Here is a 25045-nt window from a genome sequence, read left to right on the forward strand (position 1 = left end):
ATTAAGTTTTTATGAATAAAATTAATAGTCTCAATAATCTAGGTAAGATTTTAAACTATATAGATAATAATCAATATCCAAATTTATTTGCAGAGTTTAGATTGGCTGAAATAGACCAACATGGCCTTTCATCAGAAGTCATACAACAGCTGAATAATCTTTTTCTTCATAAAAATAAACACTTGGGAGAATGGAATAATTTCTTAACCCAATTAAGTACTAAAACAAATACAGATCGTATTTTTACAACATTCCTGGCTGACAAAAATGATATTGATAAGATCCAAAGTACATTCGTTAAATCTGGCGATGGAATTATTCGCAATAATCAATCATCAATCGAATTGGTTACAATCAGTGATCAATTAGCAAAAATTAGTTTTGAAGAAATACCTGACCATAACTCTCTTATTATCCATTTCTGGGGTAATCTTAAAAGTAATCTGGAAGACAATTTATATCTCGAACTCAAAGGTAATACACATTGCGAAGCAATACGATTTGGTAATACTGGTTTCACTCATACCGCATCGGGTACAACGTTATTATGTAACACAAAGACTGATAAACTATATACCATTGTATTAAGCAAGGATTTTCTTAAAGTCTATTTGAACGGGATTTTATATCTTTGTAAATCGATACCTATCGGGTTTAAACCAAGCATGGTGAGTCTTAAACTCATTGGAGTATTGGGTGCTGATCTATCTGCTGCCATTTGTGGAATGGAAATCTGCACCTCTGATATGGAGATAGAGAATTTATTTTCAAATGATCAGGCTATTTTTATTAATAGAATAGATGAATACATGAAAAACTCGGTACTTCATAAAATTCATGAACTACTTGAAACTACTGATGGTTTCGATATTACTATTGCAGAAGAACAACTCCTTCAGCTGTTAAGTAATGAATTAAATAACGAACAAGGATATAGAGAATGGATATTTGAAAAGCTCTTATCCCGCGTTTCCAAGACAAGCATAGAGGCTTGGTATAAAAAAAATATTGTTAAATTTCCAGGACCAATTCTAGAAGTTAAAAATTTAATGGTTGAGTTTTATAGAACACCAAATACTCGTTTTTCCCTTGGCAGACTAGCGAGACTTCATAAAAACAATAAATTTAGAGTATTAGATAATATCAATATTAACGTATACCCAGGTGATATCATAGGTATAGTTGGCGCTAATGGCGCAGGAAAGAGCACCTTATTAAAAACCATTTCTGGCATGATTCCAATCAACCAAGGAAATGTAAATTTGTATGCACGACACCTATTATTAAGCGCCGGTTTAGGCGCAAGAAATGAATTAACTGGTCGTGAAAACATCTATTTATCAGGATGCTTCATGGGGCTTAACAAGAAACAAATTGATGATCTCTATGAAGAAATAGTTGATTTTTCCGAACTGGGTGAGGCAATTGACAGACCCTTTAAATATTATTCTGATGGAATGAAAGGACGCTTAGTCTTTTCTATTGCAACGAGTGTTTCACCAGATATCTTAATGCTGGATGAGCTTTTAAGTGCTGGAGACATTAAATTTCAGCAAAAAGCAGCCAAACGGATGGATCAGCTAATACAAAGAGCTAAAGTGGTAGTAGTTGTCACACACAGCACACAATTTGTAGTACAAAAATGTAATAAAGCATTGCTTCTTTCAAAAGGTAAGCAAGTTTATTATGGGGATCCAGCAAAGGCAATATCTCTATATTTAAATGAACTGCATATGCAACCAACAGAAGATCAAACTGATTTAGGACCCAATAATATAAATATGATACAACAAATGGCACAAACAAACGGTATGCCTATTGGAGGACAACGTGCTAACTAGTAAAAGGGAAGCAGGTCATACCACTAAGCAAGGTAGAACATCGCCTCATGAATATATAAAGAACAAGGAAATTTTGTATTTTGATTATAAAACAGGCCTATTAACTGATAAGAATGGAATTACCTACACGCCTAATGAAATTAACAATCAACTAGATGATGGATTAATTGATTTTGATATACGTGAACAGGCAAGAAAGTATATAGCCGAATTATCCAATAAAGTATTTAAGACAACGGGGCGTCCTCTTTTTGAATCATTAAATTATAATGGGATTAGTGCTTGGTGGTTTCTGGAGATTGCTCTACACGAGCCAGTCTTTCTCAAATTACGATCCCAGATGTTACTTAAGAAATTAAGAATAAATGATGAATATTTCATATATGAACATAGAGATACTCTCCAGCCAAATATATTACCCACTTCTCTAAATGAGTTAAAAGGAGAGTTTGCTAATATTCAAAAGAAATCATTACGAGTGTGGATTAAAGAAATTATTTTCATTAAACCTAAAAATCTGTCTCAGCTTATATTTAATTATATAAGTTATAAACTAAAAGTATTCATTTGTAATATGATTAGAATATTTTCTTATCTATTTTTGAAACCAAAAGACATACTTATATTTTTCGAGAATGAAAATATAAGAACACATTATAATTTTAGTACTAGACAATTAGATGATGCGTTAACCTATGCGGAAGGAATCATTGAGAAAATCCATCAAAGTGCTTCACGCGAAACAATGATAGTTGATAGATCAAATAGTTGTGCGAGAAAACCTCTATGGAAATTTAAAATATATAGAATGCCAAAATCAAGCCCATATATTATTCCCAAGCAGTTTATAAATGTTATTGAAGAACTCTATTCCTATATATCTCCGCTGCTTGAAAATGAAATGCCCATTTCATTAATGTTAGAAATCTTAACAATTAAAATACGACAATTTAATGAATACGATCAACTTATTTCTAAATTACAAACAAAAATACTATTTACCTATAATTGGGAAGGTGTATTCAGACCATTAATGGCTGCCGCAAAAATTAATAACGTAAAAATAATTGGCGTTCAACAAGCATTAGGCCCCTACTCTCATGCTTTAAACCATCATGAAACAGGCTATTGGACCAACTCTAATAAAGAGTCTCTGAAATTCCCGATTCCTGATAAATTTCTTGTCTGGGGAGAGTTTCATAAAGACCAATTTGTTAAGAATTACGGATATCCAGTAGATCAAGTCGAAACAGCAGGTTATGCACGCCTAGATAAACATTATTTTGCTAAAACTGATAAACTTAAAAATCGTCAAAAAGCTGCAACAGCATTAGGCCTAAATCCAAATAAGCGATATGTACTTTTTACTGTCCAATATAATGTTTTAAATACTTGTTTAGTAAATAAATCTGATTTTGAATCTACATTATCGGAACTTCTGAAACTTGCCGACTTATATGATTTTAATATTATTATTAAACCCTGGTCTGGTGATAACATTACCTATCTATTAGAACAAGCTTCTAAACGACCTGACAAAATCCATTTTGCGCCACAAAATGTAATTATTCCCAATTCATATCTTTTATTACTTAGTGACCTGTGCATCAGTACTTTTTCTTCGATAGTTGGTGAAGCAACTTTGTGCGAAAATTTATGTTTTTTAATTAATTATCCCGAATCAAAAAGTTATTTCGAAGCAAAACATATGTCAATTTATGACAAATTAGCTATTAAAATTAATTCACCAACAAAACTAAGCAGCATTTTAACTCCATTCCTTTGTTCAGAAGTTATGACCAAAGAAAAATTGAATGAATTTATAACACATCTAAGACCAATCTTTGGGCCATGTGATGGAAAATCAGCTGATCGCATCTCTCGCGTCGTGTTGGATTCATTAAAAACTGATTGTGAATAATTAATTTATATGAGACAGACACAACTCATTTTTATTTTTGGGAATAATCTATCACTAACTAAAGTAGACGCCATAAAAAAAGAAGAACACATTAATTATATTTATATCTGTGATTCCCTTTTTACACGTGAGCAGCTGATATTAAAGGGATTGCAGTCTCATTACCTTTTTAATATAAATGACGTAATTTGGAATGAAATTTTAACAACTGCATTACGATGGTTAACCAATTTTCCTAAAATAACCTTATCAAATAATATTCAGTTAGCAGACTATTTTAAATTTAAGAATCAATCATTGTGGTGGTTTATTTACGATGCTCTGTTTGAGGTAGCAGGAGGAATTTTTGATTCAATTTTATATTGTACAATCTATAAATACCTATTGGCTTCAAATACTCCTCAGAACATTGTAATTATTGGAAATGTTCAATCTATAGCGTGCTCAAACCTCTTAAGAATTCTTGAACAAACAAATTATAAAATACAGATTTTAGAGAGCACTGATAAGATAAATGTCAAGAAAACGCTCTCTCAAAAATTTAAACATTTACTCTATAATTCATTGTACTGGTTTGACCTGCTTGTTATTAAGAAATGTTTACTTGGTATTAGCTCGCTCCTTAAATCTAACTCTGTACATTCCCGATATACTGCATTTTTATGTAATCATGGAAACAGAAGTTTACTGCAATTCGATAATAATAATTCACTTTATATAACGGACAATATTTACAAAGAATTTGAAATTAAAATTAGAAATATTAACAAGAACGTTAAAACTATTTCCTTATTTGAACCAGTTCTATCAAATCATTCAACATTAAATAAAGTTAAAAATTGGTTCTTCATCATCAAGGGAATCTATATTCCATGGTATAGTAGTGTTTCTTATTCAAGTATCTGGAAATTGTTTTTCAAAAAGAAAGTGTTTAAAAAACAGATTTCATCTCTTTTTCAAGACATTAATGTTCAATCCAATTTTATGATTGACGAGTTCAGTTTTCTTAAATCATGTGAACATAAAATTCTTGAACTGCTCCCTGGTTTACTATTCTCGGCTAGTTTATATATAGATATCGCATCTCGTATTGTAAAAAATCAACACGTAGATACACTGTATACGGTTGAATCGCATTCATCCATTGGCCGATCTCTGGCCCTCGCATTAAATACAAGCAATGGTAAGTTAATTGGCTTACAAGGGGGCATTATTACCCCCTATATTGTAACGAATACAGGCTTTTATTTAGCACATCTGCAGGGTACGAAAATCAAATACCCGTTATTACCCAATGAGTTCCACATATGGGGAAATTATTATAGAACTTTATTAATTGATAATTATGGATACCCAAATGAACTCATTAAAATTAGTGGAAATACAAACCTACTTAGTGTCATGTCTCCAAATAAAAAGGAATGGATTAGTAATTGTAAAGTGATTTTATATATTGCGTCTTCTAATATCGATGTATTCCCTTTAATCATGACTATTGACGAAGAATTATTCACAATAGTTAAATTGGCTGAAACAATACCAGAGCATTACATTTTGAGCATAAGATTACACCCATCACATCCTATTGAACTATTCAAAAATCACCTTTCGTCATATAAAAATATCGAACTGCATTCAGCTGTGACCCGCTCACTAAGTCAAGATCTTGACTCATCAAACATAGTTATAACGAAAGCATCTAGTGTCATTTTTGATGCTTTAGCCCAAAATAAAGTTCTAATTCTTGTAAATTTTGCTAATACACCTGATTTTACTGGTATTATCAAAGGGAGATTTTGGGATTTAGTCGCTACAAATTGTGAAGAATTGACTCAGCTATTAACCGTCTATCTTCAACCACAAAATGATGATTTAGCATGTTTGGAACTCAAGAGTAATATGTTACTTAACCAGTTTGTTAAGACTTCTTCAAATTCCAATATAAAATTAGCACTGCCAATAGATTAATACTTTCTATCAAATGATTAGAAACTGATATTTCGATAATTGGAGTTTGGATCTAATGTACTATTTGAATAAATAGTACTAATAAAATATTAGGTATGTTGATGAGAAAAATACTTGCAGTATCCAGTAATTCATTGCATAAAAGAACATTTTTAGAATTAGCGACTCAATCTAAATTATGCAACTATGATATAGAAATAATGCTGATTGATTTAGAGAACACCGAAGATAACAATTCAAGTTTTGGTTTACAATCATTAAAAGAACTTAAAAATCAGTCTAGATATTTATTTTATTTATTTAATACTCTGAAATATGTTTACCTTGAGGCAAGTAACAAGATCCAAATAACCTTAAATACTATTAAACCTGATTTTATACTGTTGGGAAATGATACTGGACATTATGAACGAGCCATTATAAGGATTGCAAAAAAATACAAAATTACCACAGTGCTCTTGCAAGATGGTTTGTTATTTAGTCAAATGAAATCCAATAAAAAAACAAAATTTAGTAATTCATTATATTATTTCTATCAAAAATACATCTCACGATTTATTGGGGGTGTTAAATATGGTTACGGCGGCTGTAATGTATTTCTTTCATTAGGACATTATTGGTCTGAAGTTGTTCGTAATTATGGGAATAATCTTCATGAACGAATATACACTGTAAGTTCTCCATATTTTGAATCATTTATAAAACCCCCTATCGAGTCAACAAATACCCCTGTATATAATTCAAAGAACTCTTTGTGTATTACCTACTTTCTCACCAATTTTTTATCAGGTCTAAATGATCATAAAGCTCATGAGCTACAACTGGCTGAAATTAAACTTTTATATCAAAAAATTAATTTCATTTTCCAAGAACAATTCAGTTTTATATTAAAAATTCATCCAGAGGATTCTTGTGATAACTATAAATCACTTTCACAATTAGGGCCTCAACTAGAGATAACTAAAAATGCATCTCTGGATTACTTGTTCAGCAAAAGTAACCTATGTCTTACCAATTTTTCTTCTATATTTATACAAGCTTATTTTAATCAAAAACTATGCATGCTTTCTAATATTGGGTTGCACCATACAAAATATGGTGATTTTATCCTGTCCTTGAACCTTCCTACTCTGAAATCCATTGAAGAATTTGAAAGTCTGTTAGTAGATATAAAAATGGATCAAAATAATAATTTAAATACAACCAACTTTGAAGAGCAAATGAGACGTTTTATCGATGTAGATCCAAATAAATCATCTTCACAAAGAATTATAGAGCTACTTAGTTCGCTTGAAATACAATATGATTGATGACTAGCGCAAATTAGATATGCTATTAAGTCAGTAGTGCTGTATTGCTTGTTATTCTAATGCCAATACACACATCATCTTCAATGCTTTAAGCTATGATTAATGGCTTTTAAAATCATGCCATTTCATTGATAGACCAGTGGGTAATTGGTGCTGAGAGGTCAAAAGGTAAATTTTGACAATCAAGTCTATCCATGCGTAATGGACTATATTCCATGCCAATTCCCTCACGACATGTAAAAGAGATTTGTATTCCTTTCTGCTTAAGATACTCTTCAGTTTCCTTTTTGAAAATTCCATAAGGATATGCATAAGTTCTTGGTTTATATTGTAAATTAGTACTCAAAAGATCGAGGCAATGTGCAGCATCATTTATTGCCATTTCAGGATCAATCGAAGTCTCCAAAAGGTGTAAGTGCCCATGCCCACCAATTTCATGTCCATTCTTTTTTAGTTGTTTTAAATGTTCCCAATTCATGTAATAACTATCTACAATTTCTTGTTCATTAAAAATTTCGCCAAACATCAGATTTATAATTGTATCAAATTTATCTGTAGGTATTATCGTTTCTCTCACCTTGCGGTAAAGACGCTCAAGAGGAGAATAAAACTTATATTCTGCATAATAATCTAATGCTGATGATATAGCAGTTTCACTGGGTAAATAGAGTATTGGTTCAATATCAGGGCAAAATTCTCTAAGTTTCTCACAAAAACCATTATAAAAGAGGGAATAATCTGTACGAAAATATTGTAATAATCGTTGTTTCTCAACAGTGGGCAGAATCCTATCATTAATAATGCATGTCGGTGCAAAAAAGAATCCCTTGATATCATGTTGATTTAGAACTCTTTCTGCAACTGTTGCTTGTCCTAAATGAGCATCATCAAAAGTAAGAACGACAGCATTGGGCGGTGGTACGCCCGTTTTTTCTATGCTTAAAATAATATCATTCGGGTGATAAAATTGATGCAAATTTTTAAGATGTCGAATTTGATAATCTAATTGTTCTGTTGTAATAACCATACTTTTTGGCAAATGCTCATATTCATTACCTAAAAAAAATGCATGGTATGTAACTGAAATCATATTATATTCCCTGATACCTAGTTTTTCTGAAATACAGCAACAATTGAAGAACAATTCAAAACAACTAATGGATTCCAAGGAATGCATTGCAAAGCCCAAGCAATTTTATTGAACGCCCGCGTTCCCCTTTGTTCCAGAATCGGAAAAAATGGATGCGGATGCATACCTAAAGTATCCACTAATTTAAAACCATTTTGAGAAGCTGTATTAACCAGATCCTTAAGAATATGTTGCCTTCTTGTAGTAGGGAATGTTTTGGTCAAAATAGGTGTATTAAATTCACTGGTATCGGCTTTTAGTAATGCATTAACTTGGCTCATTTGGTCGAGATATTCAAGATATGTATCTTGATTAATTTCTGTGCCCTGTAGATAATCTTGGAATGCATTAACCAGAGTTTCTAGCTCTCCATTGTTAGCTTCCTTAATTGTAAACTGATTAGCAGATGCAATATTAAATGCTCTATTTCTAAATTCTACAATCAAATAACCTTTATTAACCAAGAACGATTCAACATTTTGGAAAAAAATATTTTCATCATTAAAATATTCAATAAAACCCATTGCGATTGCTAGATTTGCAGAGTGTTTAAAATCCGAAGGTTTTAATTCTAAAAAGTCAGCTTGGCGAAATTTTACTTTATTTGATAAATGTTCCTCATTGATAATTTTTTGAGCATGTGCCAACATTTTATCTGAAAAATCGATTCCTTCTACATTAAATCCAGCCTTCGCTAGTTCAATACTAAGTTGACCACCGCCACAACCTACATCCAGTGCAAACTGCCCTTTAATGTTATTTCGCTCTATTGCTTTTGATAAAACAAGTCGCCTGGCAGCGCCAAATGGAAAATGTCCTGCATCTGTTTCATCTATGTATACATATTTTAGCCATTCATCAACTATAGAAGAGGAATAATATTCATAAGTTGTTTGTTGAAGAGAATTCGATTTCATTTTGAGGTCCTCCTAATTTGGCTTCCGTTACTATGGATTAAAAAATCTCGTTTGTATGAGAACAGTTCAAAATCCAAGAAGATATATGTTTTAATTTGTTGTTTTTAAATCAATAAATATTCAATTTAAAATTGGGCTCTTAGCCTTGATCTGGCATTTTTGAAGTCGAAGAATATATCACAGGGGGGGAGTATAAACAACATTAAGAATTTTCTAAGGTTGTACATTAAAAAAACTGTAACTCTTGTTGAAGTCCCAGAGTACGTGCCTATTTAAGTAACAGGTAGTGGCTTTAAAGAAAGTTGCATAATTTGGTTGTAAACTTTTGCTGATCTCGTCAAGGATCACTTAGATCCTGAACGAGCATCACAGGTTATGTTTAGCATCTACATAATTTCTAATTTGAACTAGACAATATTTGCTTAATTTCTTGAGTTTGGTCAGAGTTTAAACTCTCCCATCTATTTAAATCGCTCCTAATTTTTTCGAATTCAGAACTCAGATTAGCTTTTGTCAAATCTGATCTGAAATTAATTATGTTCGATTTAAATTGGGGATTTAGTATGCTTGATAAAATTAAATTACCGAATTCATTTTTAAAATGAAGAGGATCCCAAAACCATTGCATTTTTGTAACGTGATCATCCTTTACAGGTAATGGTTCTGTAGTGAATTGATTTATATTATTAAAACTCCAGAGAGCATATTGAAGATTTGGATGGTTCATATTATGGTAATTAACTAAAGATACAAGTTTACTTTGCCATTGTTCATATTGCTCCCATAAACCAAGTAATTTATAGGTTTCCAACAATCTTACATGTTCAGGAGCTATTATGATTACTAATTCAGTATTATTAGTTTCACAAATTTCAATGATTTTTTTCATGTAGTTCATCGTATCAATATTGTTTTTTAAATCATAAAATGCGTATTTATTTGCAGGTGGGGGTAAAAATGAACTTCTGTTATATCGCTCAGCAGATATAAAATTATTTCTATAACCCTTTAATTGATTAACCAAATCATTCCGATAATTATGAACTAATTGCCCATTATTTTTAAATGCATTTTTTTTATCTTGATTCTTAATAGTGAACAAACTTGCATTTATAGCATCATAAGTGAGTAATGTAGAGAAATAAGCAGTAGTGGATTTTGGATTTAGATTACCATTAAAATCAATATTGAGTATTTCTTCACTAAAATCGACTCTGTTTTTTGAATATGCATTAAACATAAAAAAATTAACGGTTAATACCACTGTTTTCAAAGGTTTTATTGATTGTGCATGCTGTAAATACCGCATTACTTCGTAAATATTCGCACCACTAAGGCCAAGATTATAGACAGGTTTGTTAATCCAATCAGGATGTTCGGGGTCAAGACCAGTTTCAGCGGTAGACGAGCCCATAATAACAGTTTGGGGTTTTTTCCATTCCACAGCCCTAGCTTTAGCAAGTCGCAGATGGGAGGTAACCATGGGTTTTCGACTCAATTTTTTCATGGCTATAGAACTATAAATATTATAAGGATTAACTACCCAATTAAAAATAATTATAATCAGTATAAGTAATGTAAGAATGAAAAAATAATAGATTGAGAATTTTTTAAAGTCATTCAATTCGAATCATCCTAGAATTTATAATATAAAAATTCGCTTACTTTCCCAAAAGATAACAAGGAAATTACTGTTAATATTGCACAAACAGCAGCGGTAAGAGCATTTGGACTCCATTGAAGCATTTTTAAAGAGTATGGCTCAATTTCACCAGGATAGGTTTCTAATGCGGGTTTGAATTTATAAAATAATTGCTGCGTATTTGGTGCTACAAAAATAAGCAAACTTGAAATAAGTAATAACTCGATCATGATTTTAAATTGTTCTGGAGCAAATATAGTTGAAGTAAATGATGGATTTGGATTAAACATTGCGTTTAATATGTAGTAACTTGTTGAGAAGGTCTCAGCTCGAAAAAATACCCAGGCAACAACAACTATAATAAAGGTAATGGTCTGAGCTATTGCTTTATATATAAATATAGTTCTCGAAAACAAAAAATTAAGATATTTTTGCTTTACATAAAGCCATAAATGATTGATTACCAGAAATAGTCCATGGAGCAGCCCCCAAACTATAAAAGTCCATGCAGCTCCATGCCAAATTCCCCCAACAAACATGGTGATCATTAAATTAACATATTTGCTCATTTTACCATGGCGATTGCCACCTAAAGGGATGTATATATAGTCTCTTAAAAAACGAGAAAGTGTCATATGCCATCGACGCCAAAAACTTATTATATTCTTTGCTTTGTAAGGTGAATTAAAATTCAATGGAAAAATGATACCGAACATTCGAGCGAGACCAATTGCCATATCTGAGTAACCTGAGAAATCAAAGTATAGTTGAAAGGTATAACAGATACTTCCTGACCATGCTTCGATAAAAGTAACTGGTCCATGAGAAGCAGCATCAAACATCTGGTTAGCGTATGGAGCAAGAGTATCTGCAATTATGGATTTTTTAAAAAGTCCTATACTAAAAATGGCGATACCAATAGCTGTATTGTTCCAGGTTAATAATCGTGCTTTTTCAGGTTTAAATTGCGGCATTATTTCTTGGTGATGAAGTATTGGGCCAGCCATGAGATGAGGGAAAAAGGTTACAAATAGACCATAATTAATAAATGTTGGAGCTTTGATTTGATTTTTATAACAATCTGTTAAATATGCAATTTGAGTGAATGTAAAGAAAGAAATACCTAATGGAAGATCTCCATTAATTAATTCGATGGGTTGATTCAATAATATGGAAAAATTATTGATTACAAATTGACTGTACTTAAAGTAAATAAGTAATGAGAGATTTCCTAAAAGTCCTAAATAATAAAATTGTTTATAATTCTGTTTTATTAATAGACTAATTGTGTAATTAAATAAAATTGATATTAATAATATTGGAAGGTATTGTTGATTCCAAAGACCATAAAATATTAAAGAAGTAATAAACAAATAGGCTATTATATATTCGTTTCGAAATCGATTTTGTATAATACCAAATATAATTAAGACTAAAGGTAAATAAAAGAATACAAATGAATAAGAATTAAAAAGCATACTTGGCTTAGAGATGAGACGTATAATATTTTTTTAGATTATATATAGTTCACTGCTAAAATAAAGCATTTTTCTATACATTCATACTCATAAAATAATAACGGATTTCATCTTTTAAATCGTTCAGTATACACAAATAACTCTATAAACTATTACAAAGCAATTTCACTATCGATTTCGAAGCTGGTTCTTTATCACTTGTAAAGTTATGTGAAATAAATTTGCTCCTAAATAAGCTATATTCTTCTGAAACTTGATGAGAGAGTAATTCTTTAATTTTATCTTCAATGCTCTCTAAATCTTTCGCCAATAGAGCCACACCTTCTTCATCCAATCTATTATATGGAAAAGGTTGTTCAGATAAATTTACAATAAGAAGACGCTTACCAAAATACACTGAAAGTTTGCCTGCATGACTTACATCAGTCAAAATGATTGCGGCTAATTTTATGATGGGAATAAGATCCATTTCAGGACATATGATATAGTCATGAGCACTTGTTATGTTTAATTTAAATTGGCTTACATTCATTGAGGGATGTAATTTTATGAGTAATTGTAGTCCCATTTGAGAACATATTTGCGCAACTCTGGGTATCCATTGCTTTTCGGATTCCACATCGAAATTACTTGTGGCAATTAAGATAATTCTCTTATTTCTATCTATAGCCCCTATTTTCTCTATAACATATTCATAACACTTATCTTCGTTCCAATCTTCAATATAGACATCTAATTCAGGTTGGCCGACGGGATACACATGTGAAGAAGATAACCCTTTATTAATAAAAGAATTTACTTGTTCGTAACCAAGCACAGTATAAATATCACATGGCGCAACTTCTTCCCAATTTCTTGATGCTTCATTTATAGATGCAAAAATTGAAGTGACTAATTTTAATTTCCTTCTTTCGGTAAACACTTTAATTACATGATGTAAAATATGAGTAGAAGGTACTTTATAAACGACTGTAGGGTTTACATCATCAAAAATCTTTTTTATTCTTTTGATATTTCTTATAAGGATAATACCCTTCTGAAAACCGTATCGATTAATAATAGATCGATCAATAAAAAATAGCGTATTACTACTCATACCAAGAGTATTAGTACTTTGCTCGGGGTTCTGATTTTCTGCGGTTTGAATAGCCTGAAACAATTTAATAAGAGATAACACACCAAAGAACATAACTAATGACCAATCTGTATAATCCATGGCATCAGCTGTTAAAGAATTAGCCTTTATATTGTTTTGATAGAACCCCGCCTGCTCTTTATTTAAAGTATAAAATGATACCTCAGCATTGGATGAATTTAACGCTCTGGATATTGGTAGAATGTTTTTATAATATAACGGCTCTTGGCTGGTAATTAAACACAAGATCCTATTTGGGTTTTGAGAATTGTCCCTGGTTTTTAATGACTTAAATTTTTGCAACATTTTAGAAACTAGATTTTTTGTACTAAGTTTCAATTGATCAATAAATCTCAAAAATATATCCCATCTAATTTTTGCCAAGTTACCCTTCATTAATTCATCGTATTCGAAACCTTGGCCACAATACAAATGCCAAACTAAGCCAGCTAATTCAAAATTAGTACATTTTCTGGATGTTTGTAAAAATATGTCTTGGTGTTTAGGACATGAGATTATTTCATTAGATTCATTAACAGTATAAGGAGTGGCATCTTCAGATGAAAGAGCTATACTTTTGGCTTCATCCAATAAAAATAAGTGCCAGATAGAATAGTGTTGTAACACAACTACAACATTATCATATCCTTTATCATAAAGCATTCGTGCTGCTACTGATAAAATAAACAGATTTTTTGAGGATACATCAAAATTATTATAAAAATCTTTAATTAAGGGAACCCCATTGAATTTATATTTCTTATAATAATTTTCTTGAAATAGTTTATGATTTTCTACAGTTTTATAACAAAGCTCCTCTATTTCTGAATTTGTCGTAATCAGCATTTTCTCTGTAAATAATTCGGCATTAAATGCGCCTGTTGATAGTTCCGAGTGACTTGGAACTAGAATTGCTGTCTTACCATTCTTTCCTGATATCCACTGGTTTATTGCCTCAATATGTTGAGGATGTATATCAATAAAAAGATAAAATTCCTGCTTTATCATTTCAGAAGCTCACATCAAATGTATTTATTCCTATACAACCATTTGCAGTGCATGCAGCTACGAACAATTGATAACCAGGAATCAATATGCCCTTATCTAAGAGCCATACGTTTTCCCCAACCGGCAATGGTGTTAAATGAATATAATCATCACCATTTTTTAAAAAAGCAAAAGGAAATCTACCAAAAATAGAACCATTAGAATGAATTAACAAATTTCCATTAGCATCCAACTTGATATTAAAATTCAGTTTAATATCATTGGAATCATTGGAATCATTGGATAAATTTTGAAAAGCTTCAAGGACATTGGCGTAGCGCCATTTTATTTCAGGGTATTTTTTTGAGATGCGAACCACAGGATCAAGTAATTTATCAACTATAGTCTGATACCTGTCTCTGAAATCGTGCTCGTAAGCACAAATCATTGCATTCTTTCCTTCTAAACAAGTTTGAAAAGCCTTTTCTATCTCATAATCCTTTAACTCATACACCACCGATTTAATATCTAGTAACCGGCCAATTTTTCTCTTCATAGAGCCTGGACGCTGATAGTCTAATTCACTTGGAGAATAAATTTCCCAATCATGTGGAGCTCGACGCCAGTCAATAACATCTGACATAGGTTTACCATCGGCATTAATTGCGTTCCAGTTAACATCCACGCTATTGCGATTGCTTAAATCAAATGGAAAATAATTTTCAAGAAAATGTGACGTATCATTTTTTTCAGTAACTATCTCTACTACAGAAGGGAAATATTGACGTTCAGCCACAAATCTCATTAATATCTGCAGATAATGTGAATTATGTAACCAATCCAGGCCCCATTCATTACCAATACCTGATTCCGCTGGATGATTATACATCCAGAACAGTTGGTCATTATATTTTTTCATTTCATTCGACCACCTCTGGTTATAGTGGTCGAAGATATTGAAATAGCCAAAGTCTCTTTGAACTGGATTTGTTTTAAAACCTGACCAGCTGATAAAAAACCAAGAAAATGCTACCATCCGTTGATATGAATCTTTGTACGAAGCTCTAAATGCAGGATTGAAAATTTTATCAACTGCATTATCAACTGCTTCCCAATCAGGCAATAGATCATTGTGTCTGCTATCAACCACTGGACCCATTGCATTAATTACAGGGCACACATAGAGCTGGCCATTGTTACTTTCACTAGAGTTCATTCAAGATTTCCTACAATTCAACAGGGGAAAAAACAGATTTTTCATCAAGAGGGGTAGAAGTCAATTTCTCAATTATATAAATAGCGTCACTATAATTATAATTGTTATCTTCTGAGTTCCTATATTTTTGTTTAATTAAATCATCCTTATAATCGAAAATATATTGCTTGCTTATACTAAACCCAAGATAATCAATTACCTTTTTAAAATTTTCTACATGTAAATATTTAATTGGAATGTTCTTCTCTATATAAGCTTGATGTGCTTTGATACTATCAATATCATCCTGAATAAATTCTTTGTTTTTGATAGAGCATAGTAATGCCTTTCCACCAATTTTAAGAATCCTAGATGTTTCTATAAGGGCTTTAATCATATCAGTCATTTCAAAAACCCCCCAATAGATAACTCTATCAAACGATTTTTCAGGGGCGGAAATAGATTCTGCAGAAGAGACAAAAAATTGATCTTGATAATCAGGAAATAAGGCCTTTGCTTCTTGAATAAGTGTAGATGATATATCACAACCCCAAAAATCAGCATTATAGGAAGTACGCAAGTTATTCAAAATCCTTCCTAAACCACAGCCAATCTCTAATACTTTATGAGTATCTTGAATTTCTAAATCTTGAATGATTTTCATAGCGAATTGGGTACCAGAAACTCGGCCATAATCATTTTGATTTGAAGGATGGCAATGCTCTAGCATGTAGTTTAAATAAGATTCATTTTCGAAATATAAAGAACTCAATGATCTCTCCTAGTTTTGAATAGATTTCATCTGTTATGATTTTGATTTTAAATCAATGCAGGATAATCATTTACATTGTTATATGTCAATAAAATATATCAAACCCTGCACTAGAAACCAGTGTTAAATTATTGTTGTTATCGGAATCATTTCATTGGAAATTTATTTTCAATAGAATAATATATGAACATCAGAGAGCTAAGTTGTACTATCAATACAACAATCAAATTGAGTAGTTGATTCTGAAGCAATAGTACAAGCACAAAGAAAAACAAATTTATTACTATTTGCCCGAATAAGATAATTCTCGAATTAACTCCAAACTGTTTTAATCTCTGATAAGCATGTTTTTTATGAGGGGCTATCCAATGCTCCTTTTTTATCATTCTCCGTAACAAAGTAATTATTGAGTCAAAAAGAAAGATTAAATTTAACATAAACCAATATATAATTGGAATGTTGTATTGCTCCTGTGCAATCAAAGCAAGACAAAACGTAATTAGACCTAATGAGGCACTCCCAATATCCCCCATAAATATTTTGGCAGGAGGAAAATTAAAGACCAAAAATCCCAAGAGGCAAAGGGTAAGAATAGTACAATACTCTTGATACAATAAAGCCCCTTGTATGAAAAAAAACAAAGCATAAGTTATTAGTAAAAAAATAGCTTGAGAAGCACAAAATCCATCAAGGCCATCCATAAAATTAAAATGGTTTATTGCCCCAATAACTGAAATAAAGATAAAAGGGACAATAATATAAACGGAACTGATAGAAAATAAGATAAAATCCAGTTTCTCTGGTTGTATCGTTAAAGAAATAGTTAAAGCGATTAAACATTGAATTAAAAATCTGAATTTGACAGATAAGCTAAATAAATCATCAAAGAAACTGATGGTTGCAATTATAAAGATGCTACTTAGAAATATTATCTGCTCATTTGCAAGAGTATCATTATTATAACTAATTAATAACCAAGTGATTAAACTTAACCCTATGAAGATAACGCCTCCACCGCGCACAGTCGGCTTAGCATGTAAATTTCTTTCATTAGGTTTATCAATAAGCCTAGTATTTTTGGCAAATATAAAAAATAAATTGGTCAAGATAGCCGATGCTATGACAAGAATTAAACTAAGAATTATATTCATATTGATACCATTTAGCTGTTTTCGCTAATCCCTCTGCTGAACTGATGGGAGGAGTCCAGCCTAATTGTGATTTAATTTTATTATTACTTACTTCTAACGAAGCAAACAATCGGGAATTAAGACTTTTAAAGCCAGTGAGAGTAAAAAGCAATGCCAATAAAGGGATAGGTACCGAAAACAATGTTGCTTTTCTATCCATTCCATTCGCCAATATATTTATTAATTGAGCTAATGACCAAGAGTCATCATCAGATACCAAAAACATTTGATTAGCAGCTCTTGCATCCCAAAGTACAGAACATATTGCTGAAACCAAATTATCAATAAAAATAAAACTCCGTTTATTATGAACCATTCCAAAAGGTAAAGGCCAACCTTTATTAACTAACTTCATTATCTTTAAAAAATTAGCCTTAACATGAGGACCATAAACTAATGGAGGCCTTATAATTACAATTTGCATACCTGTAATCTTACTAATGTCCCATAAATAGTGTTCAGCTGCCAATTTACTCTGAGCGTAAGGATCCTCAGGCTGAACAATGCTCTCTTCCGTAAAAGGACTATTTTCCAGTGTAAATTCCCCATTTACTTTAATTGAGCTCAAAAATATAAATCTCTTTACTTTGCTCTTCGCTGCCTGAGTCGCTAAATGATGGGTAGCGATGCTATTCACTTTAGAATACTCATCAGGATATAAGTCACGCTTTTTATCTGTACTATGAGCTTTTGCAGCAAGATGAATCACTATATCAATACCACTCAATGCTTCTGTCCAATCCGGCTGCAGTTCTAACTTATTGATTTGTACTTGTTCTGCTTGAAGGGATTTACATTTTTTATGTACTGCGCATCGAACATCATGTCCTGCTGAAATAAGAGCAGGAACCAAACTTCGCCCTATAAAGCCTGTTGCACCTGTAATTAAAATTGTGGACACTATCAGTACCTAACTCAATTAATAATAATTTTGATTTAATAGTCCTGAAAGATATTGTCCATAACTACTTTTATCCAATTCATTCGCTCTTTCTAATAACTCAGCATCACTAATGAATTTCATTCTCCATGCTATTTCTTCAGGGCATCCAACTTTAAGGCCTTGTCGTTGTTCTATCATATGCACGTAGTTACTTGCTGATAAAAGGGTTTCAGGCGTTCCCATATCCAGCCATACAAATCCACGGCCAAGAACTTCAACATCCAACTTATTTTCATACAAATAAAATTGATTTACATCAGTTATTTCTAGCTCGCCTCTATCAGAAGGTTTTAAACTCTTTGCTACTTCTATAACTTGATTATCATAAAAATACAGACCAGTTACAGCATAATTCGATTTAGGTTGAGTTGGTTTTTCAATAATCGAAACTACTTGCAAGTCTTTATTAAATTCTACAACTCCATAAGCCTGAGGTTTATCTACATAATAAGCAAAAATTGTAGCACCATTTAATTTGGATTTGGCATTTTGCAATAATTCAGATAATCCCCTTCCCTGATGAATATTATCTCCCAAAACCAAACACACAGAGTCTGTTCCAATAAATTCATCGCCTAGTATAAATGCTTCAGCAATTCCTTTAGGTTTATTTTGGATCACATAACTAAAACTAACGCCCCATTGTGAACCATCAGATAATAAAGATTTATAAAGAGGTAAATGCTCTTCAGTTGAAATAATTAATATATCCCGAATATTAGCCAGCATTAATGTAGAAATAGAGTAATAAATCATTGGCTTATCATAAACTGGAACAATTTGCTTACTGATAGATTTAGTCAGGGGATACAGTCTGGTACCTGTTCCGCCTGCCAAGATAATACCTTTCATTTATTTCTCACATTCTAATTTGTAACAAATTTATAATCTTTTTGATTTTATCAAGAATAATAAGCCATTACATTAAATTCTGATATTATCTTTTAAAAACACCATTTCACTTTAATACTCTTTAAGTCAACTCAATGCAGTCGAAAAATTTCCAAGCAATTTAGCACTTTCAACACCAGGTTGATCAAAGGGATTAATATTCCAAATGACGCTTTGTATGAATATCTTATGTTCATACAGGGATACCAATGCGCCAAGAGAAAATGGCGAACAATCAGACAATTTAATATGATTCAAAGGAACATTGCCCGATATAAAGCCATTGGGATTGTTAACAGACTCTATGCCTTCACTTAGAACTTTCATTTTGTAGTCACACATCTCATTAATTATGGATTTGTCATTTGTCTGTAAAGTAATAAAATCAACGGCAGATTTGTGTGTACCTTGGCATAATAACTGAAAATAACTGTGTTGAGCTTGATTTCCCAAGCCACCCCAGACTATAGGGCCTGTAGCATAAGCAACCCGCTTCCCGTTTATATCGATAGATTTTCCATTACTTTCCATATCAAGTTGCTGCAAATAAGGGATAAAATATTCCAGCCGTTTTGAATAGGCTAGAATAAGCAAATTATGAATATTTAAAAAATTAATATTCCAAATACCCAATAAAGCCATTAATACAGGAATATTATTTTTAAAATCTGTTTGGTGGACATGTTGATCAACTTGATGGGCGCCAATTAACAGTTGAGTAAATTGTTCATAGCCAATTGCAATTGCAGTAATTAAATTAACAGCAGAACAAAATGAATACCTCCCCCCTACCCAATCCCATATAGGTAAAATAGTTTTGATACCCAATTGTTGTGCTCTCTTTGGATGTGCGGTAATAGCAATAAAATGTTGTTGAATGCTATTTTGTGATGGATATAATTCAATAACTTTATGAGCATTTATCAAGGTTTCTTTTGTAGTAAATGATTTCGAGGAGATAATAAATAATGTGGTTTGAGGGTCTATTAATTTGATTATTGCATCAAACCCATCTGGATCAGCATCAGATATAAAATAATAATTAAGATCTTTTGAGCAATAAGAATCGAGAGCATTGATACAGAAACGAGGCCCTAAATCCGAACCTCCAATTCCAATATTGACAACATCGGTAATATGGGTCCCTGAATAACCAAGCCATTTTTTAGTTCTGATAAGATTGGATATTCGTTTAATTTGCTCTCGGGTATTATCTACTTCTGACATAATATTTAAACCATCAACTAGTAGCGATGATGTTTCAAAATCACGCAAAGCAGTATGAAGGGCGGCTTTGTGTTCACTGACATTGACTTTCTTACCACTCATTAAATTCTCTATTCTTTCTCCTAGTTCAACGTCATTAGCCAATCGAACCAGTAAATCCATAATAGTGGAATTTATCATTTGTTTTGAAAAATCAAACGTCAAAAAACCCATACTTTTTATGTATAGGCTTTTAGCATTTTCATTTAGATAAAGAGCCTCAGCTCTTCCTTTTTCTCGAAGATTCTTCGCTTCTTTTTGGAGTTCATTCCAAGAAGCTAGTTCAGTAAGCTTTTTCATAAACTGTCAATTATAGGGATAGTTAAATTAATTTTAAAATATATGTTATTAAACATAAGTTATACTAATTTAATACAATCCTTAAATCAGCTCTCCATCAAAATTATAATTAAATTCAGCTCAGATAATGCTGAATGGTCGTCATCAATTTACAATGAAAATCACCTTCAGGCTTCCAGCCAAGTTCCCTGTAAATTTTAGAGTTATCTATTGCATATCGTTTATCATGTCCCTTCCTATCCTCTACAAATCTGATCAATGATTCATAGGGTTTACTCATTGGCATAAGGTCATCCATAACATGACAAATAGTTTTAATTAAACTCAGATTATCCATCTCATTATTTCCACCAATGTTATAAACATCTCCAACAGATCCCTTCCTGATAATCAAATCAATCGCCTCACAATGATCCATTACAAAAAGCCAATCACGTATATTTTTACCACTCCCGTATACTGGAATTGGTGTTCTATGAATGCATGCATCAATTACTTTGGGAATTAATTTTTCCTTATGTTGATTTGGTCCATAATTGTTTGAACAATTTGTTGTAATTACAGGCAATCCATAAGTATGAAAAAATGCCCTTACTATATGATCAGAACCAGCCTTTGAAGCAGAGTAAGGGGAATTAGGTTGGTAGGTATTTAACTCAGTAAAAGGAGGATCACTGTCTTCCAAAGAGCCATAAACTTCATCAGTAGATACGTGATGAAACCTACAGTTTTCTTTATCCCAGTTCTTCTCATTAATCCAATAAGATCGGGCAGATTCTAATAAAGTAAAAGTACCAATGATATTGGTTTCAAGAAAAATCCGTGGATTATTAATTGAGTTATCTACATGTGATTCAGCTGCAAAATGAGCGATAGTGTCTATCTCATAGTGTCGTAACAAAGATAAAACCAAGTCTTTATCTAAAATATCACCTTGTACAAAAATATGATTTTTATAGTGTTCGACAGAATTCAGATTAGTTTTACTTCCTGCATAGGTTAATTTATCAAGACTAATCACTCTAATGTCTGAATATTGCTCTAGAAAATATCGAACAAAGTTAGAACCGATGAAGCCGGCAGCTCCGGTGACTAAAAGATTTTTAATTTTATAGCTCATATAATTCTGCTCATTTGATGCAACACTCTACAACCTCTGGTAAATAACTGTACCAATGGTGACAATCGATACCTAATTTCTGCTGAATCTTGCTCGTATCCAAAACCGAATACTTAGGTCTTTTAACTTTTGTAACATACTCTTCAGATTTGATTGGATGTATATGTGCTAAATTTAAAGCGCTATTTTTTTCCTTAGCCATATTTATAAATTCATGAGCAAACTCAAACCAATTAGTAACCCCATGACTTGCATAGTGATATATCCCCCAATCGTCAAAAGAATTTGTGGCGATATTTTGAACAATACCTAGTAATACTCTGGCTATATCACGGGCAGCAGTTGGTCTCCCCCATTGATCACTAACTATATTTAATTCGTCACGGGAAGAAGCCAAATTTAAAATGGTTTTTACAAAATTGCTACCAGATGTACCAAATACCCAACTTACTCGCAAAATAATATAATGATTTAACTTAGAGAATATCGCTTGCTCACCTGCTAATTTTGATCGCCCATAAACATTTTGGGGATTAGGAATATCTGATTCCTTATAAGGTTCGAACTTTGTTCCATCAAATACATAATCAGTAGATAAATGGATTATTGGTATATTCCATTGTCTGCAATAAACTGCCAACTCTGCAACAAAAGTAGAATTCACAGTCATAACTCGATTTGGTTCATTCTCGGCCTGATCAACTGAAGTATATGCAGCCGTGTTAATTATAAGATCTGGGCGAATCGCTAATAAGGCAGCATTTACTCCCATTATATTTTCACAATTAAGCTCTCGTCTTGTAAAGCTTACAATTTCATGTGTTGTAGAAGTAAATAATGTCACAATTTCAGTGCCAACTTGACCTTTTGCACCGGTTACCAATATTTTCATTTGCTTTAATACCTTGGTAAATAATTGGTATCAATTAAGCTCAAAGGCTCGGCAGCAGCATCTTTTGTAGAAAGTTGGACTTCACTCTCGATAGGCCAATCTATTGCTAATTGAGGGTCTAGATAATTAATTGAAATTTCACTTTGAGGATGATAATAATCAGTACATTTATAAAAAAAATCAGCCGTAGCGCTTAAAACGTAAAATCCATGAGCCAGCCCCTTAGGTATCCATAATTGTCGTCTATTTTGAGAAGATAATATCACTCCAACCCATTCTCCAAATGTAGGGGAACCAATTCGGATATCTACCGCAACATCAAATACTTCTCCCGCCAAAACAGACACTAATTTTCCTTGAGCAAACTGACTTTGAAAGTGAAGTCCTCTTAACACGCCCTTTTGTGAGCGAGAAAAATTATCCTGCACAAAGACTTCTTTAATACCAAGAGTTTCCTGATATCGGCGAAGATGAAACGATTCATAAAAAAAACCCCTATCATCGCCATAAACAGTTGGTTCAATAATTTTGACATCTGCTATTTTAGTATCGATTATCTTCATGCAAAAAAACTCTAAAATTTAACTCTCTAATTAAATAGAAAATAATCACCAATCTATATTATCTTCAACTTCAAGCACTAACACACAGTGATCTGTCATCATTTTTTTCAAAAATATCGATCAAGCAATGAATAACTCTATCTATATCCTTGGAGCTTAGATTGGATCCTGATGGTAAACATATTCCCTGATCAAATAAATAATCTGAAACACTAAATTCTTCATCATGTGGATAATAAGTAGTTCCTGAAAATAGAGGCTGCTTGTGCATAGGCTTCCAGGTTCTTCTTGCCTCGATATTGTATTTTTTTAGTTGTTCTATAATTATTTCAGGTCTTAGCGCAGAAGATATTGGATTAATTAGCATTGTAGATAACCAATTTGTGCTAAATCCATTTTCTATTTCGGGCATCATTTCAATAAAGTTAAATGATTTAAATGCGTGCTTATATTGGTCAAAAATTCTTTTTCTTGAAGCAACTCGTTCATCCAGTACTTTTAATTGCCCTCTGCCTATACCTGCAAGAACATTACTTAATCTATAATTATAACCAACTACACTATGTTCATAATGAGGTGCGGGATCACGAGCCTGAGTTGCTAAAAATCTGGCTCTTTCAATTAGTGCTTCATCTTCAGAGACTAACATCCCGCCTCCAGAAGTAGTAATAATTTTATTACCATTAAAGGAAAAAACACCTAGTTTTCCAAAAGTTCCAGTATGCTTTTTCTTATATGTAGCTCCTAAAGACTCAGCAGCATCTTCAATAATAGGTACATTGTACTCATTACATAACTCACACAAGGCATCGTAATTTGCACTTTGACCATATAAATTGACTATAATCACTGCCTTTGGTAATTGATTTTTTGCTTTTGCATCTTTGAGAGCACGTTCCAAAGCTTTAGGAGACATATTCCAAGTATCCAAATCTGAATCGATAAATACTGGCGTGGCTCCCTGATATATGATTGGATTAACTGTAGCTACAAAAGTAAAGCTCGATGCAAAAACAAGATCTCCGGCTTTTACACCTAACAAGATCAACGCCAAGTGTAAGGCCGCAGTCCCCGAGCTCAATGCAACTGCACTTTTAATATTTATATATTCTGCGACTTCTTTTTCAAATGCATCAACATTCGGCCCTAATGGGGCAACCCAATTAGTAGTAAATGCTTCTTGTACATATTGTTGTTCGTGATCGCCAATATGAGGAGAAGAAAGAAGAATATTCTGGGATAATTCGCGTCTATGAATTAAACGGACAGGTCTCCCATGTTCATCAATTAGGGGTATATGATCCAGTTCATACTCGCTCATTAATTGGTAAGCATCTTGTATAGAGGAAGTATCTCGAAGAAATTTTGAACTTTGTTCAGGTAATTCGCTGAGTAAAGTCTCTAAAGTACAACCCTTCAAAAAAAGACGTCTAATATCTCCATCTGTTATAGTCCTTATTAAACGTTCTTCAGAATCTACCAAAAACAAAACACCCTGTCCTGTCTCTTCTAATTGATTCAACGCTTCTTTTAAATTAAAACTTTTATTAACAAATAATTTTTTAATATGAATCATTTCATTCCC

General features: G+C 32.2%; 19 protein-coding genes. 4 read left to right on the top strand and 15 right to left on the bottom strand.

All coding sequences use genetic code 11. The features are described 5' to 3' along the window. The first annotated feature begins 11 nt into the window (after positions 1-11). The 4 genes from IZU94_RS08670 to IZU94_RS08685 all read left to right on the top strand — a co-directional run bounded on the left by IZU94_RS08670 (position 12) and on the right by IZU94_RS08685 (position 7040). Positions 12-1841 carry an ABC transporter ATP-binding protein gene (locus IZU94_RS08670; protein ID WP_203109888.1) on the top strand — a complete coding sequence of 610 codons (1830 nt, stop codon included), beginning with the start codon at positions 12-14 and terminating at the stop codon, positions 1839-1841. After that, the gene (locus tag IZU94_RS08675) at positions 1831-3762 is read left to right on the top strand and encodes a CDP-glycerol glycerophosphotransferase family protein (RefSeq protein ID WP_203109889.1); all 1932 of its coding nucleotides are present in this window, start codon (positions 1831-1833) and stop codon (positions 3760-3762) included. Before IZU94_RS08670 ends, IZU94_RS08675 begins: the two co-directional genes overlap by 11 nt. 9 nt (positions 3763-3771) lie before the next feature. Then, the gene (locus tag IZU94_RS08680) at positions 3772-5730 is read left to right on the top strand and encodes a CDP-glycerol glycerophosphotransferase family protein (protein WP_203109891.1); all 1959 of its coding nucleotides are present in this window, start codon (positions 3772-3774) and stop codon (positions 5728-5730) included. Positions 5731-5831: 101 nt separating this feature from the next. Beyond that, complete coding sequence (locus IZU94_RS08685; RefSeq protein WP_203109892.1) at positions 5832-7040, top strand: nucleotidyl transferase family protein; 1209 nt, start codon at positions 5832-5834, stop codon at positions 7038-7040. A gap of 115 nt (positions 7041-7155) precedes the next feature. Here the strand turns inward: IZU94_RS08685 and IZU94_RS08690 are convergent, their stop codons facing one another. The 15 genes from IZU94_RS08690 to IZU94_RS08760 all read right to left on the bottom strand — a co-directional run bounded on the left by IZU94_RS08690 (position 7156) and on the right by IZU94_RS08760 (position 25036). After that, a complete protein-coding gene (locus IZU94_RS08690; protein ID WP_203109893.1) occupies positions 7156-8130 on the bottom strand; it encodes a polysaccharide deacetylase family protein in 975 nt (324 codons plus the stop codon). Positions 8131-8147: 17 nt separating this feature from the next. Next, positions 8148-9086, bottom strand: coding sequence for a class I SAM-dependent methyltransferase (locus IZU94_RS08695; RefSeq protein ID WP_203109894.1), 939 nt, complete (start codon positions 9084-9086; stop codon positions 8148-8150). Positions 9087-9483: 397 nt separating this feature from the next. Next, entirely contained in the window at positions 9484-10710 is a 1227-nt protein-coding gene (locus IZU94_RS08700) for a hypothetical protein (protein ID WP_203109895.1), read from the bottom strand. Positions 10711-10721: 11 nt separating this feature from the next. Next, complete coding sequence (locus tag IZU94_RS08705; protein ID WP_203109896.1) at positions 10722-12206, bottom strand: MBOAT family O-acyltransferase; 1485 nt, start codon at positions 12204-12206, stop codon at positions 10722-10724. Positions 12207-12348: 142 nt separating this feature from the next. Then, positions 12349-14349 (bottom strand): CDP-glycerol glycerophosphotransferase family protein, encoded by a 2001-nt coding sequence (locus IZU94_RS08710; RefSeq protein WP_203109898.1) that lies wholly within the window; start codon positions 14347-14349, stop codon positions 12349-12351. 1 nt (position 14350) lies between these two features. Then, positions 14351-15478 carry a hypothetical protein gene (locus tag IZU94_RS08715; protein ID WP_203162698.1) on the bottom strand — a complete coding sequence of 376 codons (1128 nt, stop codon included), beginning with the start codon at positions 15476-15478 and terminating at the stop codon, positions 14351-14353. A gap of 76 nt (positions 15479-15554) precedes the next feature. After that, positions 15555-16295: a class I SAM-dependent methyltransferase gene (locus IZU94_RS08720; protein WP_203109901.1), complete on the bottom strand. Its 741-nt coding sequence runs from the start codon at positions 16293-16295 to the stop codon at positions 15555-15557. Positions 16296-16441: 146 nt separating this feature from the next. Then, positions 16442-17446, bottom strand: coding sequence for an MraY family glycosyltransferase (locus IZU94_RS08725; RefSeq protein WP_203109903.1), 1005 nt, complete (start codon positions 17444-17446; stop codon positions 16442-16444). Continuing rightward, positions 17430-18386, bottom strand: coding sequence for an NAD-dependent epimerase/dehydratase family protein (locus IZU94_RS08730; protein ID WP_203109905.1), 957 nt, complete (start codon positions 18384-18386; stop codon positions 17430-17432). Before IZU94_RS08730 ends, IZU94_RS08725 begins: the two co-directional genes overlap by 17 nt. A gap of 18 nt (positions 18387-18404) precedes the next feature. Then, a complete protein-coding gene (gene rfbA, locus IZU94_RS08735) occupies positions 18405-19280 on the bottom strand; it encodes a glucose-1-phosphate thymidylyltransferase RfbA (protein ID WP_203109907.1) in 876 nt (291 codons plus the stop codon). A gap of 126 nt (positions 19281-19406) precedes the next feature. Beyond that, positions 19407-20885, bottom strand: coding sequence for a glucose-6-phosphate isomerase (pgi, locus tag IZU94_RS08740; RefSeq protein WP_203109909.1), 1479 nt, complete (start codon positions 20883-20885; stop codon positions 19407-19409). 115 nt (positions 20886-21000) lie between these two features. Beyond that, a complete protein-coding gene (gene rfbB / locus IZU94_RS08745; protein WP_203109911.1) occupies positions 21001-22005 on the bottom strand; it encodes a dTDP-glucose 4,6-dehydratase in 1005 nt (334 codons plus the stop codon). 10 nt (positions 22006-22015) lie between these two features. Then, complete coding sequence (gene rfbD, locus IZU94_RS08750; RefSeq protein ID WP_203109913.1) at positions 22016-22897, bottom strand: dTDP-4-dehydrorhamnose reductase; 882 nt, start codon at positions 22895-22897, stop codon at positions 22016-22018. A gap of 5 nt (positions 22898-22902) precedes the next feature. After that, entirely contained in the window at positions 22903-23460 is a 558-nt protein-coding gene (rfbC, locus tag IZU94_RS08755) for a dTDP-4-dehydrorhamnose 3,5-epimerase (RefSeq protein WP_203109915.1), read from the bottom strand. Positions 23461-23530: 70 nt separating this feature from the next. Continuing rightward, positions 23531-25036 carry an aminotransferase class I/II-fold pyridoxal phosphate-dependent enzyme gene (locus IZU94_RS08760; protein WP_203109917.1) on the bottom strand — a complete coding sequence of 502 codons (1506 nt, stop codon included), beginning with the start codon at positions 25034-25036 and terminating at the stop codon, positions 23531-23533. Positions 25037-25045: the final 9 nt, after the last annotated feature.

This window comes from Legionella bononiensis, assembly GCF_016786215.1.
Lineage (GTDB): Bacteria > Pseudomonadota > Gammaproteobacteria > Legionellales > Legionellaceae > Legionella > Legionella bononiensis.

Bases quoted from the DNA above. Each gene is read 5' to 3' on its own strand.
- IZU94_RS08760 (WP_203109917.1), bottom strand. From the start codon at position 25,036: ATGATTCATATTAAAAAATTATTTGTTAATAAAAGTTTTAATTTAAAA.
- rfbD (WP_203109913.1), bottom strand. From the start codon at position 22,897: ATGAAAATATTGGTAACCGGTGCAAAAGGTCAAGTTGGCACTGAAATT.
- IZU94_RS08670 (WP_203109888.1), top strand. From the start codon at position 12: ATGAATAAAATTAATAGTCTCAATAATCTAGGTAAGATTTTAAACTAT.
- IZU94_RS08705 (WP_203109896.1), bottom strand. From the start codon at position 12,206: ATGCTTTTTAATTCTTATTCATTTGTATTCTTTTATTTACCTTTAGTC.
- IZU94_RS08680 (WP_203109891.1), top strand. From the start codon at position 3,772: ATGAGACAGACACAACTCATTTTTATTTTTGGGAATAATCTATCACTA.
- rfbA (WP_203109907.1), bottom strand. From the start codon at position 19,280: ATGAAAGGTATTATCTTGGCAGGCGGAACAGGTACCAGACTGTATCCC.
- IZU94_RS08725 (WP_203109903.1), bottom strand. From the start codon at position 17,446: ATGAATATAATTCTTAGTTTAATTCTTGTCATAGCATCGGCTATCTTG.
- IZU94_RS08685 (WP_203109892.1), top strand. From the start codon at position 5,832: ATGAGAAAAATACTTGCAGTATCCAGTAATTCATTGCATAAAAGAACA.
- rfbB (WP_203109911.1), bottom strand. From the start codon at position 22,005: ATGAGCTATAAAATTAAAAATCTTTTAGTCACCGGAGCTGCCGGCTTC.
- IZU94_RS08690 (WP_203109893.1), bottom strand. From the start codon at position 8,130: ATGATTTCAGTTACATACCATGCATTTTTTTTAGGTAATGAATATGAG.
- IZU94_RS08710 (WP_203109898.1), bottom strand. From the start codon at position 14,349: ATGATAAAGCAGGAATTTTATCTTTTTATTGATATACATCCTCAACAT.
- IZU94_RS08695 (WP_203109894.1), bottom strand. From the start codon at position 9,086: ATGAAATCGAATTCTCTTCAACAAACAACTTATGAATATTATTCCTCT.
- rfbC (WP_203109915.1), bottom strand. From the start codon at position 23,460: ATGAAGATAATCGATACTAAAATAGCAGATGTCAAAATTATTGAACCA.
- pgi (WP_203109909.1), bottom strand. From the start codon at position 20,885: ATGAAAAAGCTTACTGAACTAGCTTCTTGGAATGAACTCCAAAAAGAA.